The 15,759-nt window shown below is 70.0% G+C and carries 12 protein-coding genes; 9 read left to right on the top strand and 3 right to left on the bottom strand.

What is annotated here, in order from left to right; genetic code table 11:
- Nucleotides 1–87: 87 nt before the first annotated feature.
- Nucleotides 88–540, top strand: coding sequence for a hypothetical protein (locus D7223_RS30665; protein WP_120732885.1), 453 nt, complete (start codon nucleotides 88–90; stop codon nucleotides 538–540).
- A gap of 216 nt (nucleotides 541–756) precedes the next feature.
- Here D7223_RS30665 and D7223_RS30660 read toward each other — a convergent pair whose 3' ends face one another.
- The gene (locus tag D7223_RS30660; protein WP_120732883.1) at nucleotides 757–2,295 is read right to left on the bottom strand and encodes a non-reducing end alpha-L-arabinofuranosidase family hydrolase; all 1,539 of its coding nucleotides are present in this window, start codon (nucleotides 2,293–2,295) and stop codon (nucleotides 757–759) included.
- A 543-nt stretch (nucleotides 2,296–2,838) separates the two neighbouring features.
- Here D7223_RS30660 and D7223_RS30655 point away from each other — a divergent pair.
- Nucleotides 2,839–3,777: a MerR family transcriptional regulator gene (locus tag D7223_RS30655; RefSeq protein ID WP_120732881.1), complete on the top strand. Its 939-nt coding sequence runs from the start codon at nucleotides 2,839–2,841 to the stop codon at nucleotides 3,775–3,777.
- A 285-nt stretch (nucleotides 3,778–4,062) separates the two neighbouring features.
- On the opposite strand, the gene D7223_RS30650 is transcribed toward D7223_RS30655, so the two are convergent.
- Nucleotides 4,063–4,344 (bottom strand): SCO0607 family lipoprotein, encoded by a 282-nt coding sequence (locus tag D7223_RS30650; protein ID WP_238162296.1) that lies wholly within the window; start codon nucleotides 4,342–4,344, stop codon nucleotides 4,063–4,065.
- 286 nt (nucleotides 4,345–4,630) lie between these two features.
- Here D7223_RS30650 and D7223_RS30645 point away from each other — a divergent pair, with 286 nt between their 5' ends.
- Together D7223_RS30645 and D7223_RS30640 are read left to right on the top strand one after the other, a co-directional pair.
- Nucleotides 4,631–5,698, top strand: coding sequence for a lytic polysaccharide monooxygenase auxiliary activity family 9 protein (locus D7223_RS30645; RefSeq protein ID WP_120732879.1), 1,068 nt, complete (start codon nucleotides 4,631–4,633; stop codon nucleotides 5,696–5,698).
- Between the two features lie 245 nt (nucleotides 5,699–5,943).
- Complete coding sequence (locus D7223_RS30640; RefSeq protein WP_120732877.1) at nucleotides 5,944–6,528, top strand: hypothetical protein; 585 nt, start codon at nucleotides 5,944–5,946, stop codon at nucleotides 6,526–6,528.
- Nucleotides 6,529–6,662: 134 nt separating this feature from the next.
- Here the strand turns inward: D7223_RS30640 and D7223_RS30635 are convergent, their stop codons facing one another.
- A complete protein-coding gene (locus D7223_RS30635; RefSeq protein ID WP_202864720.1) occupies nucleotides 6,663–9,707 on the bottom strand; it encodes an AfsR/SARP family transcriptional regulator in 3,045 nt (1,014 codons plus the stop codon).
- Nucleotides 9,708–9,850: 143 nt separating this feature from the next.
- Between D7223_RS30635 and D7223_RS30630 the strand changes: the two genes are divergently transcribed.
- From D7223_RS30630 to D7223_RS30610, 5 genes are all read left to right on the top strand, one after another.
- Nucleotides 9,851–10,711: a hypothetical protein gene (locus tag D7223_RS30630; RefSeq protein WP_120732873.1), complete on the top strand. Its 861-nt coding sequence runs from the start codon at nucleotides 9,851–9,853 to the stop codon at nucleotides 10,709–10,711.
- A 230-nt stretch (nucleotides 10,712–10,941) separates the two neighbouring features.
- Nucleotides 10,942–11,505: a PadR family transcriptional regulator gene (locus D7223_RS30625; RefSeq protein ID WP_120732871.1), complete on the top strand. Its 564-nt coding sequence runs from the start codon at nucleotides 10,942–10,944 to the stop codon at nucleotides 11,503–11,505.
- 262 nt (nucleotides 11,506–11,767) lie between these two features.
- On the top strand, nucleotides 11,768–12,211 hold the full coding sequence (locus tag D7223_RS30620) for a hypothetical protein (RefSeq protein ID WP_120732869.1): 444 nt from the start codon (nucleotides 11,768–11,770) through the stop codon (nucleotides 12,209–12,211).
- 8 nt (nucleotides 12,212–12,219) lie between these two features.
- The gene (locus D7223_RS30615) at nucleotides 12,220–12,933 is read left to right on the top strand and encodes an ABC transporter ATP-binding protein (RefSeq protein ID WP_120732921.1); all 714 of its coding nucleotides are present in this window, start codon (nucleotides 12,220–12,222) and stop codon (nucleotides 12,931–12,933) included.
- Complete coding sequence (locus D7223_RS30610; RefSeq protein ID WP_120732867.1) at nucleotides 12,930–15,236, top strand: ABC transporter permease; 2,307 nt, start codon at nucleotides 12,930–12,932, stop codon at nucleotides 15,234–15,236. The genes D7223_RS30615 and D7223_RS30610 overlap by 4 nt, the downstream gene beginning before the upstream one ends.
- Nucleotides 15,237–15,759: the final 523 nt, after the last annotated feature.

The following is a 15,759-nucleotide window of genomic DNA, read 5'->3' as shown; positions in this document are numbered from 1 at the left end:
TCCCACCGGCGACGGTCGGCGGCCAGCGACCACCGACGAACCTCGCGCGATCCTCGGGCCCTGGACGTCATCGAATAGCATCAGTGGATGATCATCGCGAAGAGGAGCGGGGCCTGGCGAACCCGCTACGAGATCAGCGCCGGGGGCCGGGTGATAGCCACCTGGGACAGCGCCCGTTGGGCGAACGGCGGCGACTTCGAGTTCGACGGGCGGCGGTTCCAGGTCCGCAGCAACGGCTGGGGCACTCGCTACATCATGACCGACGCCGCGGGCACGATCATCGCGACGGCGGACCGGATCGGCCGCCGGCGGTGGACCGTGGAAGCGGACGGGCAGACCTACCACTTCCAGCGCCGGTCACTCTGGAGCAACGACCAGGAGCTTCGGGTCAACGGCCAACTGGCGGGATCCGTGCGGCAGACGGGCAGGTGGCGGGCCGACGTCGCGATCGACCTTCCCGGGTTGCCGCTGCCCACGCAGATCTTCGTCATGAGTGTCGTCAGCGCCCTGTGGCAGGCCCAGGCCACCGCCGCGGCCTGACCGCGGCACCGGCGGGAACGCCCGGCCCCGCCGGAGCACCGGATCGGGTGGGTCACCGCCGTCCGTCGCGTGCCGATCGGCATGGTGACCGGGGCGGGCTCGATGTCGCGCCGAGCCCGCCCCGGAGGTTGCGGTGATCGTGACCGGGGCCGTCGACGGGGTCGCCGTTCGCCCGTGGGGGTCAGGATCGCCGGTGCCGCTGGTGTGTCCGGTCGGTCAGCGTTGCAGGGTCAGCAGACCGGGCCGGTAGGGCAGCAGGCCGTAGTCGCCACCGGAGTTCGGTGACCGGCCCTGGTACAGCAGTTGCAGGTTGCAGGCGTTGACCGTCATCGTCTGGTCGGCGTTGGTCCGGATCAACTCCCCATGACTGATGTCATTGGTCCAGGTCGCGCCACTGTTGGCCTTACCGGCGAACGGGTTGCTCTCGGTCGCCGCCTGCGGCGTCCACGTACCACCCAGACTCGTCGCGGTGAACGACCGGAAGTAACGCCCCTGCGCGCCGATCGCCTCCACCAACATCAGGTACCGGTTCTCACCCTGAAGCTTGTAGACCTGAACACCCTCGAACAGGTTGTTCGTCGTGTCGGTCATGATCGTCGTGTAGTTCGACCCGAAACTACCCGGGAAGTTCCCGATCGGCATACTCGCCCGATAGATCCGGCCATTGTCCCCGGCGAAGAACAGATACATGTTCTGGTCATCACCGATCACCGCCTGATCGATCGGACCCGTACCCGAGTTGGAGATACTCCCGGAGAACAACGTCTGCGGCGCCGACCAACTGTTGACATTGCTCGGATCCGTCGAGGTCCGGTACGAGAACGCCGGCCCACCCCACTGATACGCCAACACCCACACGTTCCGCGGGGCGAAATAGAACAACGACGGCGCCACCGCCGAGAACGGCATCTGGTTCTGACTCGCCGAACCCATCTGGCTCCAGCTACCGAACAGGCCGAAGTTCATCGAGCCCCACGACGTACCCGTGTCGTGCGTGGTCGCGTACACCAACTGCTGACCGTTGTACGGCGCGTGCGTGAAGTCCTTCAACGACACCCACCCCGACCTCGGCTGCGCCAACGCACCCGTCGACGACCACCGGTACGACGACGGCAACGCACACGTACCACCCGGCGGCGGCGTCGTCGGCGGCGGAGTGGTGGGGTTACCCCCGCCGTCGACCCGGACGAGCTGCCACTGCTGGTTGTTGCCGTTCCAGTCGTCGTACTGCACGATGTTGCCGCCGTCGGCGGTCGAGGCGCCCTGCACCTCCATCACCTTGTTGCTGTTGCGGTTGATCAGCCTGACGTAGCCGCCGGCCGAGTCCGCCAGCCGGAACTGCTGGTTGGTGCCGTTGTGATCGGTCCACTGCACGATGCTGGCGCCGTTGGCGGTGGAGAAGTTGTAGACGTCCAGCACCTTGCCGGACAGTCGCGACTTCAACCGGTAGTAACCACCGCCGGAGTCGACGAACTGCCACTGCTGCTGATTGCCGTTGTTCCGGGCCCACTGGGTGATCCGCGCGCCGTCGTTGGTGGCCAGGTTGTACACGTCCAGCGCCTTGCCACTGTTGCGGTTCACCAACACGTACCACGCGTTCGTGTCCACCGTCGCCGCGGCGGCGGGTGTCGACAACACCGCGGCGGCGGCGACACCGACGAGCACCGAGGTCACCCCGGCGGCGACGACACGTGGCAACCACCTGCGCCGCCGGGGTGGCGGCGCGATCGATGGAGACCTACCAGATGCAGACATGATCCTCCTCCGATATCACAACTCGAACGTCCCCCGAGGTCGGGCGCACCACGGCGCGCAGGTCAGGCAGGCAGGACCTGGTGTTAGCGTTAACACCCCCTCGCCGTAACCGGTGCACGCTCGTGATCCAAGGTCCGACGCAGCAGGCTTGCCCGGTAAGCCGCGACCGCCGCCGTCCTATGACTATCGACTGTCAGCGATAACATGCCGTTCGTCAAGTCGTAACTTGTGGGCCCGCCGGTCGGCGGTGGCCTGCGGCATCCGGCCCGTCCCCCGTCGCCGATCCCCGGCGAGCCTCACCCCACTCGCGCACCGGGCGACACCGGGAATCCCTCCATGTTGGCGCTCACATCGACGTTCAGGTCCAACGGAGGACTGCCCCGGGAGCAAGGATCGTGGTGATCGACGACTGGCGAGACGCTGGAACCGACGGTCGCGGGTGCGCGACAAAGCGGCCACCCTGACCATGGTCGCGGCGAAGGCGGACCACGCCGACGGTTGGTGGCTGGAGTCTCCAGCAAGGGGAGACGGAAGGGTGAGGGCATGCACGGCGACAAGCTCTATTCCATCGGCGACCTGGCCCGCCGGACCGGGCTGACGGTCAAGACGATCCGGTTCTACTCCGACCGGGGGATCGTCCCGCCCACCGACCGCAGCCCGACCGGATACCGCCGCTACGGGATTGAGGCCGTCGCACGCTTGGACCTGGTGCGGACCCTCCGCGACCTGGGTCTGGACCTGTCCACTATCCGCAAGGTCGTGGATCGGGAGATCTCGCTTCCCGAGGTCGCCACGGCGCACGCCGAGGCGCTGACGGTGCAGATAAAGACGCTGCGCCTGCGGCGCGCGGTGTTGACGGCAGTCGCCAGGCGCGGCTCCACCCCTGAGGAGATGGATCTCATGCACAAGCTGGCAAAGCTGTCCGAGGATGAACGGCGGTTTCTGATCGACGAATTCCTCGACGCGGTCTTCGGCGGCCTGGACGCGCGCCCCGAGTTCGTGGGAATCATGCGCTCGATGACCCCTGAGCTACCCGACAACCCCGGGGCCGAGCAGGTGGAGGCGTGGGTCGAGTTGGCTGAACTGTCCCAGGACCGGGATTTTCGGGCCAGCCTGCGACGGGTCGTCGAGCAGCATGCGGCCGACCGCGCCCACGATGACGGTGCAGGTGTTCACCGCGACGTCGTGGCGACGGTCCGCGACCAGGTCGGGCCAGCGCTGGTAGCCGGCATCGACCCGGTCTCACCCCAGGCCGATCCCTTTGTCACGGCGATCGTCGATCGGTACGCCCGGCTGTGCCGTCGCACCGACGACGTCGAACTTCGGCGCTGGCTGGTGCTCCGCCTGGAGACCGCGAACGATCCGCGCAGGGAGAGGTACCTACGGCTGCTCTCCGTGGTCAACGGCTGGCCGGCGACCGAAAGCCTGGCGCCCGTGCTCGACTGGTCCATCCGGGCCGTACGCGCCCGAATGCCGGGGTAGCGAGCGCGACCCCGACGGCCCCGGCGGCCTTGACGTCACCCCAGCCCATGGCACCGGGGCGCAGCACGGCCGGCGGCACCACAGGTAGGCCGGCTGGGCCTGTCGCCCGAGTTCCAGGCCGGGCTCGATCCCGCGCTACGCCGGCTGCTCGGACTCGGGTTCTACGAGTACCTCAACATGGTCGGCGGTCCTCCGAGGGAACTGCCGCACTACCGGGATACCGACGCATCTGCGCCGTTGCGACGACCTCTCGACCCAGGGAGCCTTGTACCTACTCGCCACGGCTCAGGTCTCGATGATGTTGTTGTTCTCGTCGATGCCGTGGCTGCGCCAGTAGACGTCCCACTCGTCGTCGACGTACTGCGGCACCTTGCCCTCCGGATAGCGGACGTACGGCGGGGTCGGCTCCTGCCCGTCCGGGAAGCAGGCGCTGCCCCCCTGCGCGCCCACCGCGATGGCCGGATACTCACCGCCGGCACAGATGCTCTCCCGGAACGAGCAACCGGTGGTGGCCATCAGCCCACCCAGGGCGACCGCTGCCAGGGCGATCATGATTCGCGTTCGCATGGAAGACATTCTGGTCGCCCCGGCCGCGCCCGCCATCCGCACGCGTACTCATCTCGCCTCGTCGACCACGGACACGCGGTCGGGCCCCGCGGGTGGGTGTGCCGGCGCATCGGTATCGATTTACATTGACAGTTGTCTCTACTAACATCGTGGCTGGGAGTCGCCAAGCGCTGCTGGGCAGCAGTGCCGTCCATCTCTCGGACGGCTTGAATCGATCGGCGTCACCTTCTCCGGGGTGGGCACCCAGCGAGGGGCACTGGGCGCCGACGCATCCACTGGAGCATTGATGAGAATCTCACGGACAGCACGCCGTCTCGGACTGGGCGCGGTCGCGGTACTCCTCGCCTCGTTCACGATGGTCGTCGTCAACCAGGCCGGCCCGGCCTCGGCGCACGGGTCGGTCACCAATCCGCCGTCGCGCAACTACGGATGTTGGGAACGCTGGGGTTCCGACCACCTCAACCCCACGATGGCCCAGACCGACCCGATGTGCTGGCAGGCGTGGCAGACCAACCCGAACACCATGTGGAACTGGAACGGCCTCTACCGGGAGAACGTCGGCGGCAACCACCAGGCCGCCGTGCCGAACGGGCAGCTGTGCAGCGGCGGTCGCACCCAGGGCGGCCTGTACGCCTCGCTCGACACGGTCGGCGCGTGGACCGCGAAGCCGATGCCGAACAACTTCACCCTCACGCTGACCGACGGCGCCCGGCACGGCGCCGACTACATGTTGATCTACATCACCAAGCAGGGCTTCGACCCGACCACCCAGCCCCTCACCTGGAACAGCCTCGACCTGGTACTCCGCACCGGCAGCTACCCGACCACCGGGCTCTACGAGGCGCAGGTGAACGCGGGCAACCGCACCGGGCGGCACGTCGTCTACACGATCTGGCAGGCTTCCCACCTCGACCAGCCGTACTACCTCTGCAGTGACGTGATCTTCGGCGGTGGCGGTAACCCGCCGCCGACGACCCCGCCGCCCACCACGCCGCCGCCCACCACGCCGCCGCCCACGACCCCGCCGCCCACCACCCCGCCGCCGGCCGGAAACGGTGCCTGCACCGCCACCTACCGCAAGACCAACGAGTGGTCCGGTGGCTTCGGCGCCGAGGTCACCGTCCGGGCCGGCAACGCCGCCATCTCCGGATGGACGGTGGCGTGGACCTGGCCCAACGGCCAGAGCATCACCAACTCCTGGAACGCGACGGTCACCTCGAGCGGTTCGTCGGTCACCGCGTCGAACGCCGGTTACAACGGTTCCCTGAGCGCCAACGGCACCACCAACTTCGGCTTCAACGCCTCCTGGAACGGCACCAACTCCACACCCACTCTCACCTGCACCGCCCGGTAACAGCAGCTGCGGTGGGGGTGGCGCGCCGCGCCACCCCCACCGCCGGCAGGGCTGACCGCCCGGGGGTGACAGCGCGGGGCAACGGTGGCGAGGGCGGCATCGCTGTGCCGGCAGCCCGCCACCGTGGCAGCCGCTCGCACGCCGCTTCACCAGGCGGCCACCTGTCCGACGGACCCACGTCCGGGCAGCGGTCCGTCCGCTGCCCGCCGCCATCACCAGGAACCGCGACGAGGTGAAGAACGATCATGATTTCCCGGCAGAGCGTCATCGGCTGGTACCGGAACCGCTTCGTGTGGATCGAGGTGAGCCTGTTGGCCGCGTCGATCGGGGTGGCCGCCGTGGTCACCTCGACCAACCCGAAGACGGACCCGGCGGATCTCCACCGGCAGATCCTGGCCCAGATGCGTACGACACTCGAACAGGCGGACCCGACACACCACCACCACGCCGGGCACACCGCCCCGCAGGCACCGGCCGGAGAGCAGGCCGCGCCGGCGGTGATCTGTGGCGTCCACGTCTACGGCCACGAGCCCGCCGGGGCCACCACACTCGCCGACGTCCAGACGATCTACGGCTTCCACCTCTGCGGCGTCGCCGAACAGAAGCGCCACTGGGACGGGGCGGTCAAACTCGCCGGCCCCGTGATCATGGACATGACCACCCGACCTCACGGCATCCAGGTGGTCGAGGCGACCGCCGACGTCAGGTTCGTCGACCGGCTACGGGAGATGTTCCCCGACAAGTACGAGGACCTCGCACTCAGGGAAGCGCTGCCCAGATCGGAGATGGCCGACCTACGGCGCCGGTACGACGCAGCCGCTGGACTCTGACCACGCCGAGCGGCCGCCACCCACTGCCCTGCCATCCGCACCACCCATCCCGGCTGGGCGCAGTCGATGCGCGGACCGCCACCCGACTGCTGAACGGTGTGCGGCGTCCCGCGCCCGGGTGGCGGGATCACGGGTCAGCGGAGAGGGGAGACGTTATCGCTCCCCGCCAATCCCACGATCAACCCGGAGGGACGGGCGCGGACGGCGGCGGCGTCCGGATGGCCTGCCTTCTCCAGCAGCACCAGCGCCTCCGCCCAGCTTTCCCGGGCCGCCTCGACCTGGCCGCAGGCGTACCGGGCGTCACCGAGGCCGACCAGCGTCTCCGCCTCGCCACCCCGGTCCCCGATCTCCCGGAACAGCCGCAGTGCCCGCTCGTGGCAGACGATCGCCTCGTGGTGCGCGCCGGCCGCCGCCTCGGCGCAGCCGGCCGTACGCCAGTTGGTGGCCGCCCCGTGCCGGTTGCCGATCTCCTCGTTGATCCGCAACGTCTGCCGGCACAACTCCCGGGCCTGGTCGTGCTCGCCCAGCCGGATCCGGATCCAGGCGATGTTGTTCATGGCCCGGGCCTGACCGGCCAGATGCCCGGCCAGCCGGTACAGCTCCAGGGAGCGCAGGTCGTAGGAGAGGGCTTCCCGGTCCCGGCCCTGCTGCTGCAGCACCCGGGCGATGTTCACGTGGGTCTGCGCCTGGTTCGCCCGGTCCCCGACGGCCACGAACAGCTCCAGGGCCTGCGCCAGGTGCCGCTGAGCCTCGTCCGGGCGGTCCAGTTGGGTCAGCGCCCGACCCAGGTTGCGGTGCAGGTGCGCCTGGGCCGTCCGGTCTGCCAGCCGGACCGCCGACGGCAACGCGACACCCTGCACGGTCACCTGGTCGTGCCAGAGCGCCCGCAGGTTGACGTAGCTGGTCAGGCTCCACGCGAGTTCCCAGGCGTGCCGGTCCCAGCCGTCCCGCGCCGCCAGGTCGACCGTGGCGAGCAGCATCCGGTGTTCGGTCACCAGCCACCGCATCGCCGCCGCGCCGTCGGCCAGCGGAGTCATGACCGCCCCGGGCTCCGGGTCGGCCAGCAGAATCGGGTCGCGGTGCGGATACAGCAAGCGGTCCGCGGCGTACGCGGTGTGCAGGACGTGGTCGAGCAGGCGTCGGGTCGCGGCCCGCCGGTTCGCCGCCGGCTCCTCGGCCTCGGCCTGCTCGGCGGCGTACGCCCGGAGCAGGTCGTGCAGCACGTACCTGCCGGGAGCGTGTTCGGTGACCAGATTGGCCCGGGTCAGGACGGCCAGCAGACGCCGGACGGCGGACATCGGGCTGCCGGCCAGGCTCGCCACGGCTGCCATCCCCAGCTCCGGCCCTGGGTGCAGCCCGATGAGCCGGAACAGCTCGGCGGCGGCCGGGCTGAGCGCCCGGTACGACCAGGAGAAGACGGCCCGGACGTCGGCGGCCGGGTCGCCGCCGTCGAACGGATCGAGGCTGGCACCGGCCCCGGCCAGCTCCGTGGCCAGGTCGGTGAGGGTGATCGCGCGGTTCACCACCACCCGCGCCGAGGCGATGGCGAGCGCGAGGGGCAGCCGGGCGCACCGGGCGATGATCTTTTCCACGGCTGCGGGTTCCGCTCGGACCCGTGCCTGCCCCAGCCGCTGGGCCAGGAACCGTCGTGACTCCGCGGCCGTGAAGAGATCGAGGGTGAGCGGTCGCGCCCCCTCGATGGCGACCAGGCCGTCGAGCTGTCCACGACTGGTCACCACGGTGACGCAACCCGGGGCTCCGGGCAGCAGCGGGCGTACCTGCTCGGGGTCCCGGGCGTTGTCGAGCAGGACCAGCATCCGCCGGCCGGCGACCAGGCTGCGGTAGAGGGCGGTCTGCGCGGCCAGGCCGATCGGGATGCGCTGTGGTGCGACCCCCAGGGCCGCCAGGAATCCGCGTACGACCTCGGCGGGTTCCAGGATCGAGCCGGCCGGGTCGAAGCCGCGCAGGTTCACGTACAGCTGCCCGTCGGGGAACCGGTCGGCGGTCCGGTGTGCCCAGTGCAGCACGAGGGTGCTCTTGCCGACGCCGGGAAGGCCGGCCACCACCGCCAGGGGCGTCCGCGCCAGCCCACCAGGACCGGCGACCGCCCCGGACTCCCCGGTCCCGGCCGCTTCCCCGCCGACGTCCGGCTCGGTGAGCATGGCGTCCAGCTCGGCGAGCTGCTCGACCCGGCCGGTGAAGGCGAGCGGCGGGGCCGGCAGCTGACGGGGCGGGGGCCCGGCCGGGGCGAGGAACGTCGGGGACGGGACGCCCGGCGCGACGACGGTGACCGCCGCCGTCGCCGGGGCCGGGACCGGGTGCGGCACGGCCGCCGTCCCCAGGGCCGGATCCGCGGTCAGGATCTGGTGGTACGTCCGCCGCAGCGGTGTCGCCGGATCGGTGCCCAACTCCTCCGCGAGCCGGGTACGGATCAGCTGGTAGTGCCGCAGGGCCTCGGCCTGCCGTCCCGCGCCGTACAGGGCCCGCATGAGCTGACCCGCGATCCGCTCGTCGAGGGGATGCTCGGCGGCTCGGGCGGTCAGCTCTCCGAGCAGGTCCGCGTGCCGGCCGACGGCCAACGCCAGGTCGACCAGGTCCAGCCGGGCGGCGTGGTGGTCGGCGATCAGGGCCGTCCGGACCGCGTCGAGCCAGGCGGTCCGCAGGGTGCCGAAGGGTTCACCGCGCCACAGTGACAGCGCCCGGGTCAGCAGGGCGGTCGGGTCGTCTCCGGATCCCGTCGCGCCGGGCTCGGACGGGCCGGCCCTCCCGGACCGGTGCCCGGCCACCGTGGCGGCGCGGGCGCGCGTGATCAACTGTTCGAAACGGTGCAGGTCGACCAGGGCCGGATCGACCCGGAGCAGGTAGCCGCCGGCCCGGCGAACGATCTCCACCTGGCCGGCCGGCGCGAGCACCTGACGCAGCCGGGAGACGTACGCGGAGAGTGCGTTGCGGGCCCGCTGCGGGTGCCGCTCTCCCCAGACCCGGTCGAGCAGACGCTCGGCGGGGACCACCCGGTTCGCGTCGACCAGCAGGGCCACCAGGACGCAGCGCTGCCGGGCGTGCCCCAGGTCGAGATCCCGGCCGCCGACCCGGACCGTCACCTCACCGAGGACCAGCAGCTCGACCTTCGGCTCCGGACGCGACGGACCGACCGGATCCGTACCGGATGGAGTACGCACCGTGTCCATCCCTGCAGCATCCCCTGAGTAATGCGGTTGAGCAGCCAATTTAACGACTGCCGAGGATTCTCCGAACGTCCACGCAGCACAGTCCATGTCGACGGCACGAGCCAGTCACCTCGATACATCCGAAATGAGGAGCCATGAACACGAAACAAGGTCGGGCCGGTCTCCGCGCGGCGGCGCTGCTCGCCACCCTGCCGATCGGTGTGGCCGCCCAGCTCGTCGCGACCACCCCGGCCGCGGCGGTCAGTGGCCTGATCCGGACCACCCACGTCAGCACCGCGACGGATTCACAGTCACCGAAGACCCGGGCGGCCGAGTGTCCGAGCGGGATGCGGGTGATCGGCGGCGGTGCCCGGGTGAGCGGCCCGGCGGCGGGGTCGATCCGGTTGAGCCACCTGCAGCCGATCAGCGGCCCCGGCCAGACCGACCGGTACGAGGTCTGGGCGGACGAACCGCCGGGCGGGATCAGCGGCAACTGGGCCCTGGAGGGTTACGCCATCTGCGCCCCGGCGACCTCGGTGCCCGGGTACGCCATCGTCGCGCAGGGCTCCGGCTACTCCTCGGTCTCGCCGCGGAGCACCGCCGCGGGCTGCCCGAGCGGCCAGCGGGTGATCGGCAGCGGGGCGAGCATCGCCGGTGGCGGTCTCGGCCGCGTCGGCCTGCAGATGTCCCGGGCCTCCGGACCCCTGGACATCGCCCGGGCCGCCGCCGCGGAGGACGGCGCCTACTCGGGCAACTGGCAGGTCACCGCGTACGCCATCTGCGCCAACCCGGTGGGGGCGGCGGCCGAGGGATCGGTGCAGACCGGGGTCAGCTCGGCCAGCCACGTCTGCCCGGGAACCGAGCAGGTGCACTCGGTCGGCGGAGCCACGGGAGCCGGCTCGACCGGTCAGACCTTCCTGAACTCCCTCTACCTGGACCCTGACCTCAGAGCGGTCCGCCTCTCGCTGACCGGCGTGCCCAGCGACGGCCTGGCCATCCAGGCGATCTGCGCCTGAGCCGACGGCCACGATGTTCCCAGGGTTGGTGAGACGACCAACCGCACGGTGAGGCCGACGGGCCGCAGGTGGCATCCACCACCTGCGGCCCGTCGCCGTCCGACCGGCGACGGGCGCAGGTCGCGGGACCGACTTCCCCTGAGGTGGCGGGAATCGGGCGCCGTTCTGCTGACGCGCCGAGGTCGGCAGCAGGGTTGCCGCCACTAGCCACTCAGTGGATACTGCTCTACATGGCCGCGCCGGAGACGCTCCTCGCCCTGATGGAACCACGTCCTATACATGGCTACGAGCTGCACCAACGTTATGCCGCCCTGCTGGGTCTCCGGCGACCGTTGCGATCCGGACAGATCTACAGCACCCTCCAACGGTTGCAGCGGGACGGGCTGGTGACCGCCGTCGGTGTGGGGCGTGCCAGCGGTCCGGACCGGACGTTCTTTCAGGTGACCGAGGCCGGCACGAGTGGCCTCGATCGTTGGTTCTTCGAGCCGGAGGGCGCACAGCACTACCTCCAACCTGACCTTTACGCCAAAGTGGTTCTTGCCTTGTTGACGCAGCGAGACGCCGCTCGGGTGCTGGACGTGCAACGAGCCGCCCATCGCGCGCTCATGCGTGAGATGACGAAGATCAAAACTTCGTCGAATTCCGGCCGCCTGGAAGTGATCGCCGCGGACCTGGCGATTCTCCATCTGGACGCCGATCTTCGTTGGATCGATTCGACCGAGCGCCGACTGGCCAACATCCAGCATGACGTCGAGAGCCATGCCGCACTGATTCACGACGCCGACAACAAGTGATGAACATGTCCACGGGGGCCTGGTCGGTGTCGTGATCGGGGCGTACACCGGCGTGGCCGTCGTCGTGGGAATCACGGCGTGGAACGGATGGCGGTCCGTCCTCACCCCGTGGCAATCGGCCTCGCCCTGATGGTCCGGGTCGCCGGACGCCCTGCGACGTCAGTAACGAGCGCTGTCTCCATCCCAGTTTCGACATCAAAGGCTGACCGTCAGCCATCGCCGACCGGTGAGGAGCACTTCGTCCATGTGTCGTTCCAAGCGGGTGTTCGCCGCCCGGATCGCTCTCGCCGTACTCCCGGTGTTGGCGGTCGTCTCATGCTCGGAGGGCCGTGACCCCGGACATCGGCCGGGGGCCGAAGGCGTTCGCGAGATCATTCCGCTGTACACCCGCGCCCTCGCCGACGGTGACGGGCCGAAGGCGTGCTCCCTGATGAGCAAGGCGGCACAGGAGGCGCTCGCGAAGCGAGCCGCCAACGACGACTGCCTGCAGAGCGTGAAGTCGGTCGCCAACCGCCTGGATCAGGCGTCGGCCGCGGCGCTGCGCGAGGTGAAGATGAAGGATCCACAGGTCAACGCTGGCAAAGCCACCGTTGAGCTGCAACTCGACGGCAGCCAGCAGGGCGCGATCGACGCACTGGGCTCCACCACGCTGACCCTCGTACAGATCGACGAGCGCTGGCACATCGACGCGGTACCGGCGGGGTGAGGCAGGCCATGGAGTCGTCGCCGAGCCACAAGCAGTCCGGAACGCCGCTTCTGCGATCTGAGCAGCTGCGAGTCACGTACGGGTTGACCCGCGCTTTGGATGGTGTGGACCTGACCGTGGAGCGTGGCGACAGCATCGCGATCATCGGCTCCAGCGGCTCGGGCAAGTCGACGCTGCTGCACTGCCTGTCCGGGCTGGTGGCGCCCAGCGAGGGGCGGGCGTGGTTCACCGGCCGGGACCTGAACACGATGTCTGATGCCGAGCGGAGCGCACTGCGCCGCCAACGGTTCGGTTTCGTCTTCCAATTCGGCCATCTGGTGCCGGAGTTGACGGCGTTGGAGAACGTCTCACTCAACCTGCGGCTCAACGGTGTCGGCCGGGGCCCGGCGGAGGAGACCGCGCGCTCCTGGTTGCGCGACCTCGGTGTCGAGGAGCTGGCTCGTCGGCGGCCTGGTGAGATGTCGGGCGGGCAGCAGCAGCGGGTCGCTGTGGCCAGGGCGCTGGCCCCGGAACCGGACGTCATCTTCGCCGACGAGCCGACCGGCGCGCTGGACACGGCGAACGGCGAGCTGGTGCTCGATCTGCTCGTTCAGCAGGTCAGGAATCGGCGATGCGCTCTGGTCCTGGTGACACACGACGACAAGATCGCCGCATACGCGGAGCGTGAGGTGGTGTTGCGGGACGGCCGGGTGGTTCCGCCGGCGACAGGAGCGCCGCGGTGAAGCCGACCGGCGTCGTCGGGCTGGCCGCGCAACTGGCCACCGGCAGCCCGCGGTCGCGGAAGCGGTTCCTGTTGACCGCTGCCGGGATGGCGGTGGCCGCGATATTCCTGCTGGCCGGCTCGGTAGCGCTACCACTGAACGAGGCCCAGCGCGATCGGGCGGCTGACCGGGCGCCGACGCTGGAGCGCGGTGCGGTGCGATCGGACGGCACGCTACTCGCCCGCCGGTGGACCGATGTCTACCTCGATCGCAAGCTGCTCGTCACCGAGGTGGCAGCGGCCCGATCGAACGCGCCGCCTCCGCCGGGGCTGGACCGCCTGCCGCTCACCGGTGAGATCGTCGTCTCCCCGGCGGTCAGGGACGCTCTACGAGCGGATGCGACGTTGCGCGAGCGGTACCCGCACCGGGTCGTCGGCACGGTGGGCGACGCCGGACTGACCGGGCCTCGTGAGTGGACGGTGTGGATCGGAGCGGCCCCGGAGGCGTTCCCCGCCGACTACGTTCCGGCCTCCGGCTGGGGCGCCAGGCCCGAGGACGTCCCGCCGCTTCCGGGAGGGTTGCGGCTGGCCGTGCCGATCGGCCTCGCGGCATTGCTGCTTCCGCTGCTGGCACTGGTCGTCAACGCGGTCCGATGGGGGTCGCAGGAACGTGACCGTCGGCTCGCCGCGCTCCGGTTGTCCGGGATGTCGGCCATGCAGGTCCGGCTGCTCACCGCCATCGAGGTCGGGATGGCCGCAGCCATCGGCTCGATCGGAGGGGGCCTGATCTTCCTGACGCTCGCCGCCGCGGTCGCGGCCCGGCTACCAGGTGAGGGCGCCTTCCTCGCCGATGCCCTGCCGCCGATACCAGCCGCAACGGCGATCGTCGTGGGCCTTCCGGTGTTCGCTACGGCGACTGCTGTGGTCGCACTTCGGCGGGTGGTCGTCAATCCGATGGGTGTCGTCCGACGCCGCGCCGTCGTCCGGTCGGGACGATGGCGGCTGCTGCCGCTGGTCGTCGGTCTGCTGATGGCCTGCTGGCTGTTCACCACTGACCAGACCGGCAGCGCAGCCGTCGTACCGCTCTTCCTGGCCGCCTTGCTGATCATGATTGGTCTGCTGGTCGGCGCGCCGACGCTATGTCTCGGGGTGGCCGGTCTCATGCTGCGAATGGACGGCAGCCCGGCCGTTCTCCTCGCGGCTCGGCGCGCCCAGGCGTCAGCGGCAACCGCCGCGCGGGTGGTTGGCGTCGTCACCCTTCTGGTGTTCGCCTCCGGCTGGTTCCTCGCGGTGCTGCCGCTCGCCGATGGGAGCACCCCCGCTTCGCTGACTCAGCTGGAGCAACGTCTCAAGCCACACACGCTTCTCGCGAACGTCGAGCGGGCACCCGCACCGGGCGAGCTGGAACTGCCCGGCGTGACCGGTGTGGCACATCTGGTCACCGTCGAGCTGGGTCGTTCGGGTGAGGGCTATGCGGGTGTCAATGCGGTGGCCGGTGACTGTTCCGCACTGTCGTCGGTGCTGCGTGTCCCACTGCCGGAGTGTGGCCCAGAGAGTACGTACCTGACGCCGTCCGAAGGAGCGAAGAACCCGCTGAGCACCGGGGAACCACTGGCGGCGTACCAGTACGGTTCCGAGAGCGCCGACGGCGTCGAGTACGTCGAGCTCGGGCCCGTGCGTCTCGGCAAGATCGTCGACCATGCCCTCGACGGACTGGGTGAACTCGGGATCGGTGCAGGGATCGTTCCGGTGTCTCGGGTTCCGCAGCAGGCACTCCACGTCGCGCCCGTTCGACAGCTTCTGGTCACCGTGTCGAGCAGCGATCCCGTCGTCGTCGAACGGGTGCGAACGGCCGTCCAACGATTGCAGGAGGGAAGCAGTCGGGAGGTCCGCGACGTCGAGATGATGGTGCGGGAGGCGCAGTCGGTGAGTCAGACCTACCGACAGGTGGCCTGGGCCGGACTTGTGCTCGCCTTCGTCGTTTCGACGTTGTCCCTCGCGGTGGCCCTGCTCGACCGACTCCTCGAGGAGCGGCGCGGGATCGCGGCGCTGCGGGCTCAGGGAGTCACCGTTCGCACGCTACGACTGGTGTTACTGGGGCAGACGGCAGCGAACCTGTTACCGGGTGCGCTGGTCGGCATGGTGTGCACGATCCCGATGGCAGAAGCGTTCTTCGTCGTCAGCGAGCATCCCGAGTTGACCGTGCCATGGGCACAGTTGGCGGCGACGACGGCCGGCTGTGGACTGGCGGTCATCGGCGTGGTGGCGCTCATGCTGCCGGCACTACGCGAGGCCATCGACACCCGGTTGCTGGTCGTCGATTGACCACCGAGTGAAGGGCCGTCGCCGCTCCGGGCAGCCCCGATCCGGCTGCACGACCTACGACACGGCGCCGCAACCTGGCACGGGAAGCCGGCGCCGACCTCAAAGCGATGCAGGACCACTCGGACACGCCACCCATCCAACTGACCGCGACACCTACACCAGCGTCCTACCCGAGTCTCAGCGCGAAGCCGCGGAAGCCACCGCGCGTCTGGTCCTTGACGCTGGCAGACCTGGCGAGGAGATCCGGTGCCAGATCAGCCAGAGTACGAAGCCAACGCAGGAGCGCCCTGCCGAGGCGCGGGCGGCGACGGCGGCACCGGCCTGCCGCCCTCGGTGGCAGGCGTCCCCGGCCACGGGAGGCACCGAGCTCCGGTCCTCGGCAGGCCAGCGGACCGAACGGGCGCACAAATTCCGATGACACGTGTCATCGGTGGAGTTCCGGGCGGCGCGGCGACACGCGGAGCCGGAACAGGGGTCGCGACGCGCCGGCCGACGAGACCGGGGTAGCAGCCGGCCAGGACGG

The sequence above is a fragment of the Micromonospora endolithica genome, assembly GCF_003626595.1.
GTDB lineage: Bacteria > Actinomycetota > Actinomycetes > Mycobacteriales > Micromonosporaceae > Micromonospora > Micromonospora endolithica.
This window is presented reverse-complemented; position numbering and strand designations above follow the sequence as displayed.

Coding starts and splice junctions, on each gene's coding strand:
- D7223_RS30615 (WP_120732921.1), top strand. CDS start 12,220: ATGGAGTCGTCGCCGAGCCACAAGCAGTCCGGAACGCCGCTTCTGCGA.
- D7223_RS30640 (WP_120732877.1), top strand. CDS start 5,944: ATGATTTCCCGGCAGAGCGTCATCGGCTGGTACCGGAACCGCTTCGTG.
- D7223_RS30625 (WP_120732871.1), top strand. CDS start 10,942: ATGGCCGCGCCGGAGACGCTCCTCGCCCTGATGGAACCACGTCCTATA.
- D7223_RS30660 (WP_120732883.1), bottom strand. CDS start 2,295: ATGTCTGCATCTGGTAGGTCTCCATCGATCGCGCCGCCACCCCGGCGG.
- D7223_RS30655 (WP_120732881.1), top strand. CDS start 2,839: ATGCACGGCGACAAGCTCTATTCCATCGGCGACCTGGCCCGCCGGACC.
- D7223_RS30665 (WP_120732885.1), top strand. CDS start 88: ATGATCATCGCGAAGAGGAGCGGGGCCTGGCGAACCCGCTACGAGATC.
- D7223_RS30645 (WP_120732879.1), top strand. CDS start 4,631: ATGAGAATCTCACGGACAGCACGCCGTCTCGGACTGGGCGCGGTCGCG.
- D7223_RS30630 (WP_120732873.1), top strand. CDS start 9,851: ATGAACACGAAACAAGGTCGGGCCGGTCTCCGCGCGGCGGCGCTGCTC.
- D7223_RS30650 (WP_238162296.1), bottom strand. CDS start 4,344: ATGCGAACGCGAATCATGATCGCCCTGGCAGCGGTCGCCCTGGGTGGG.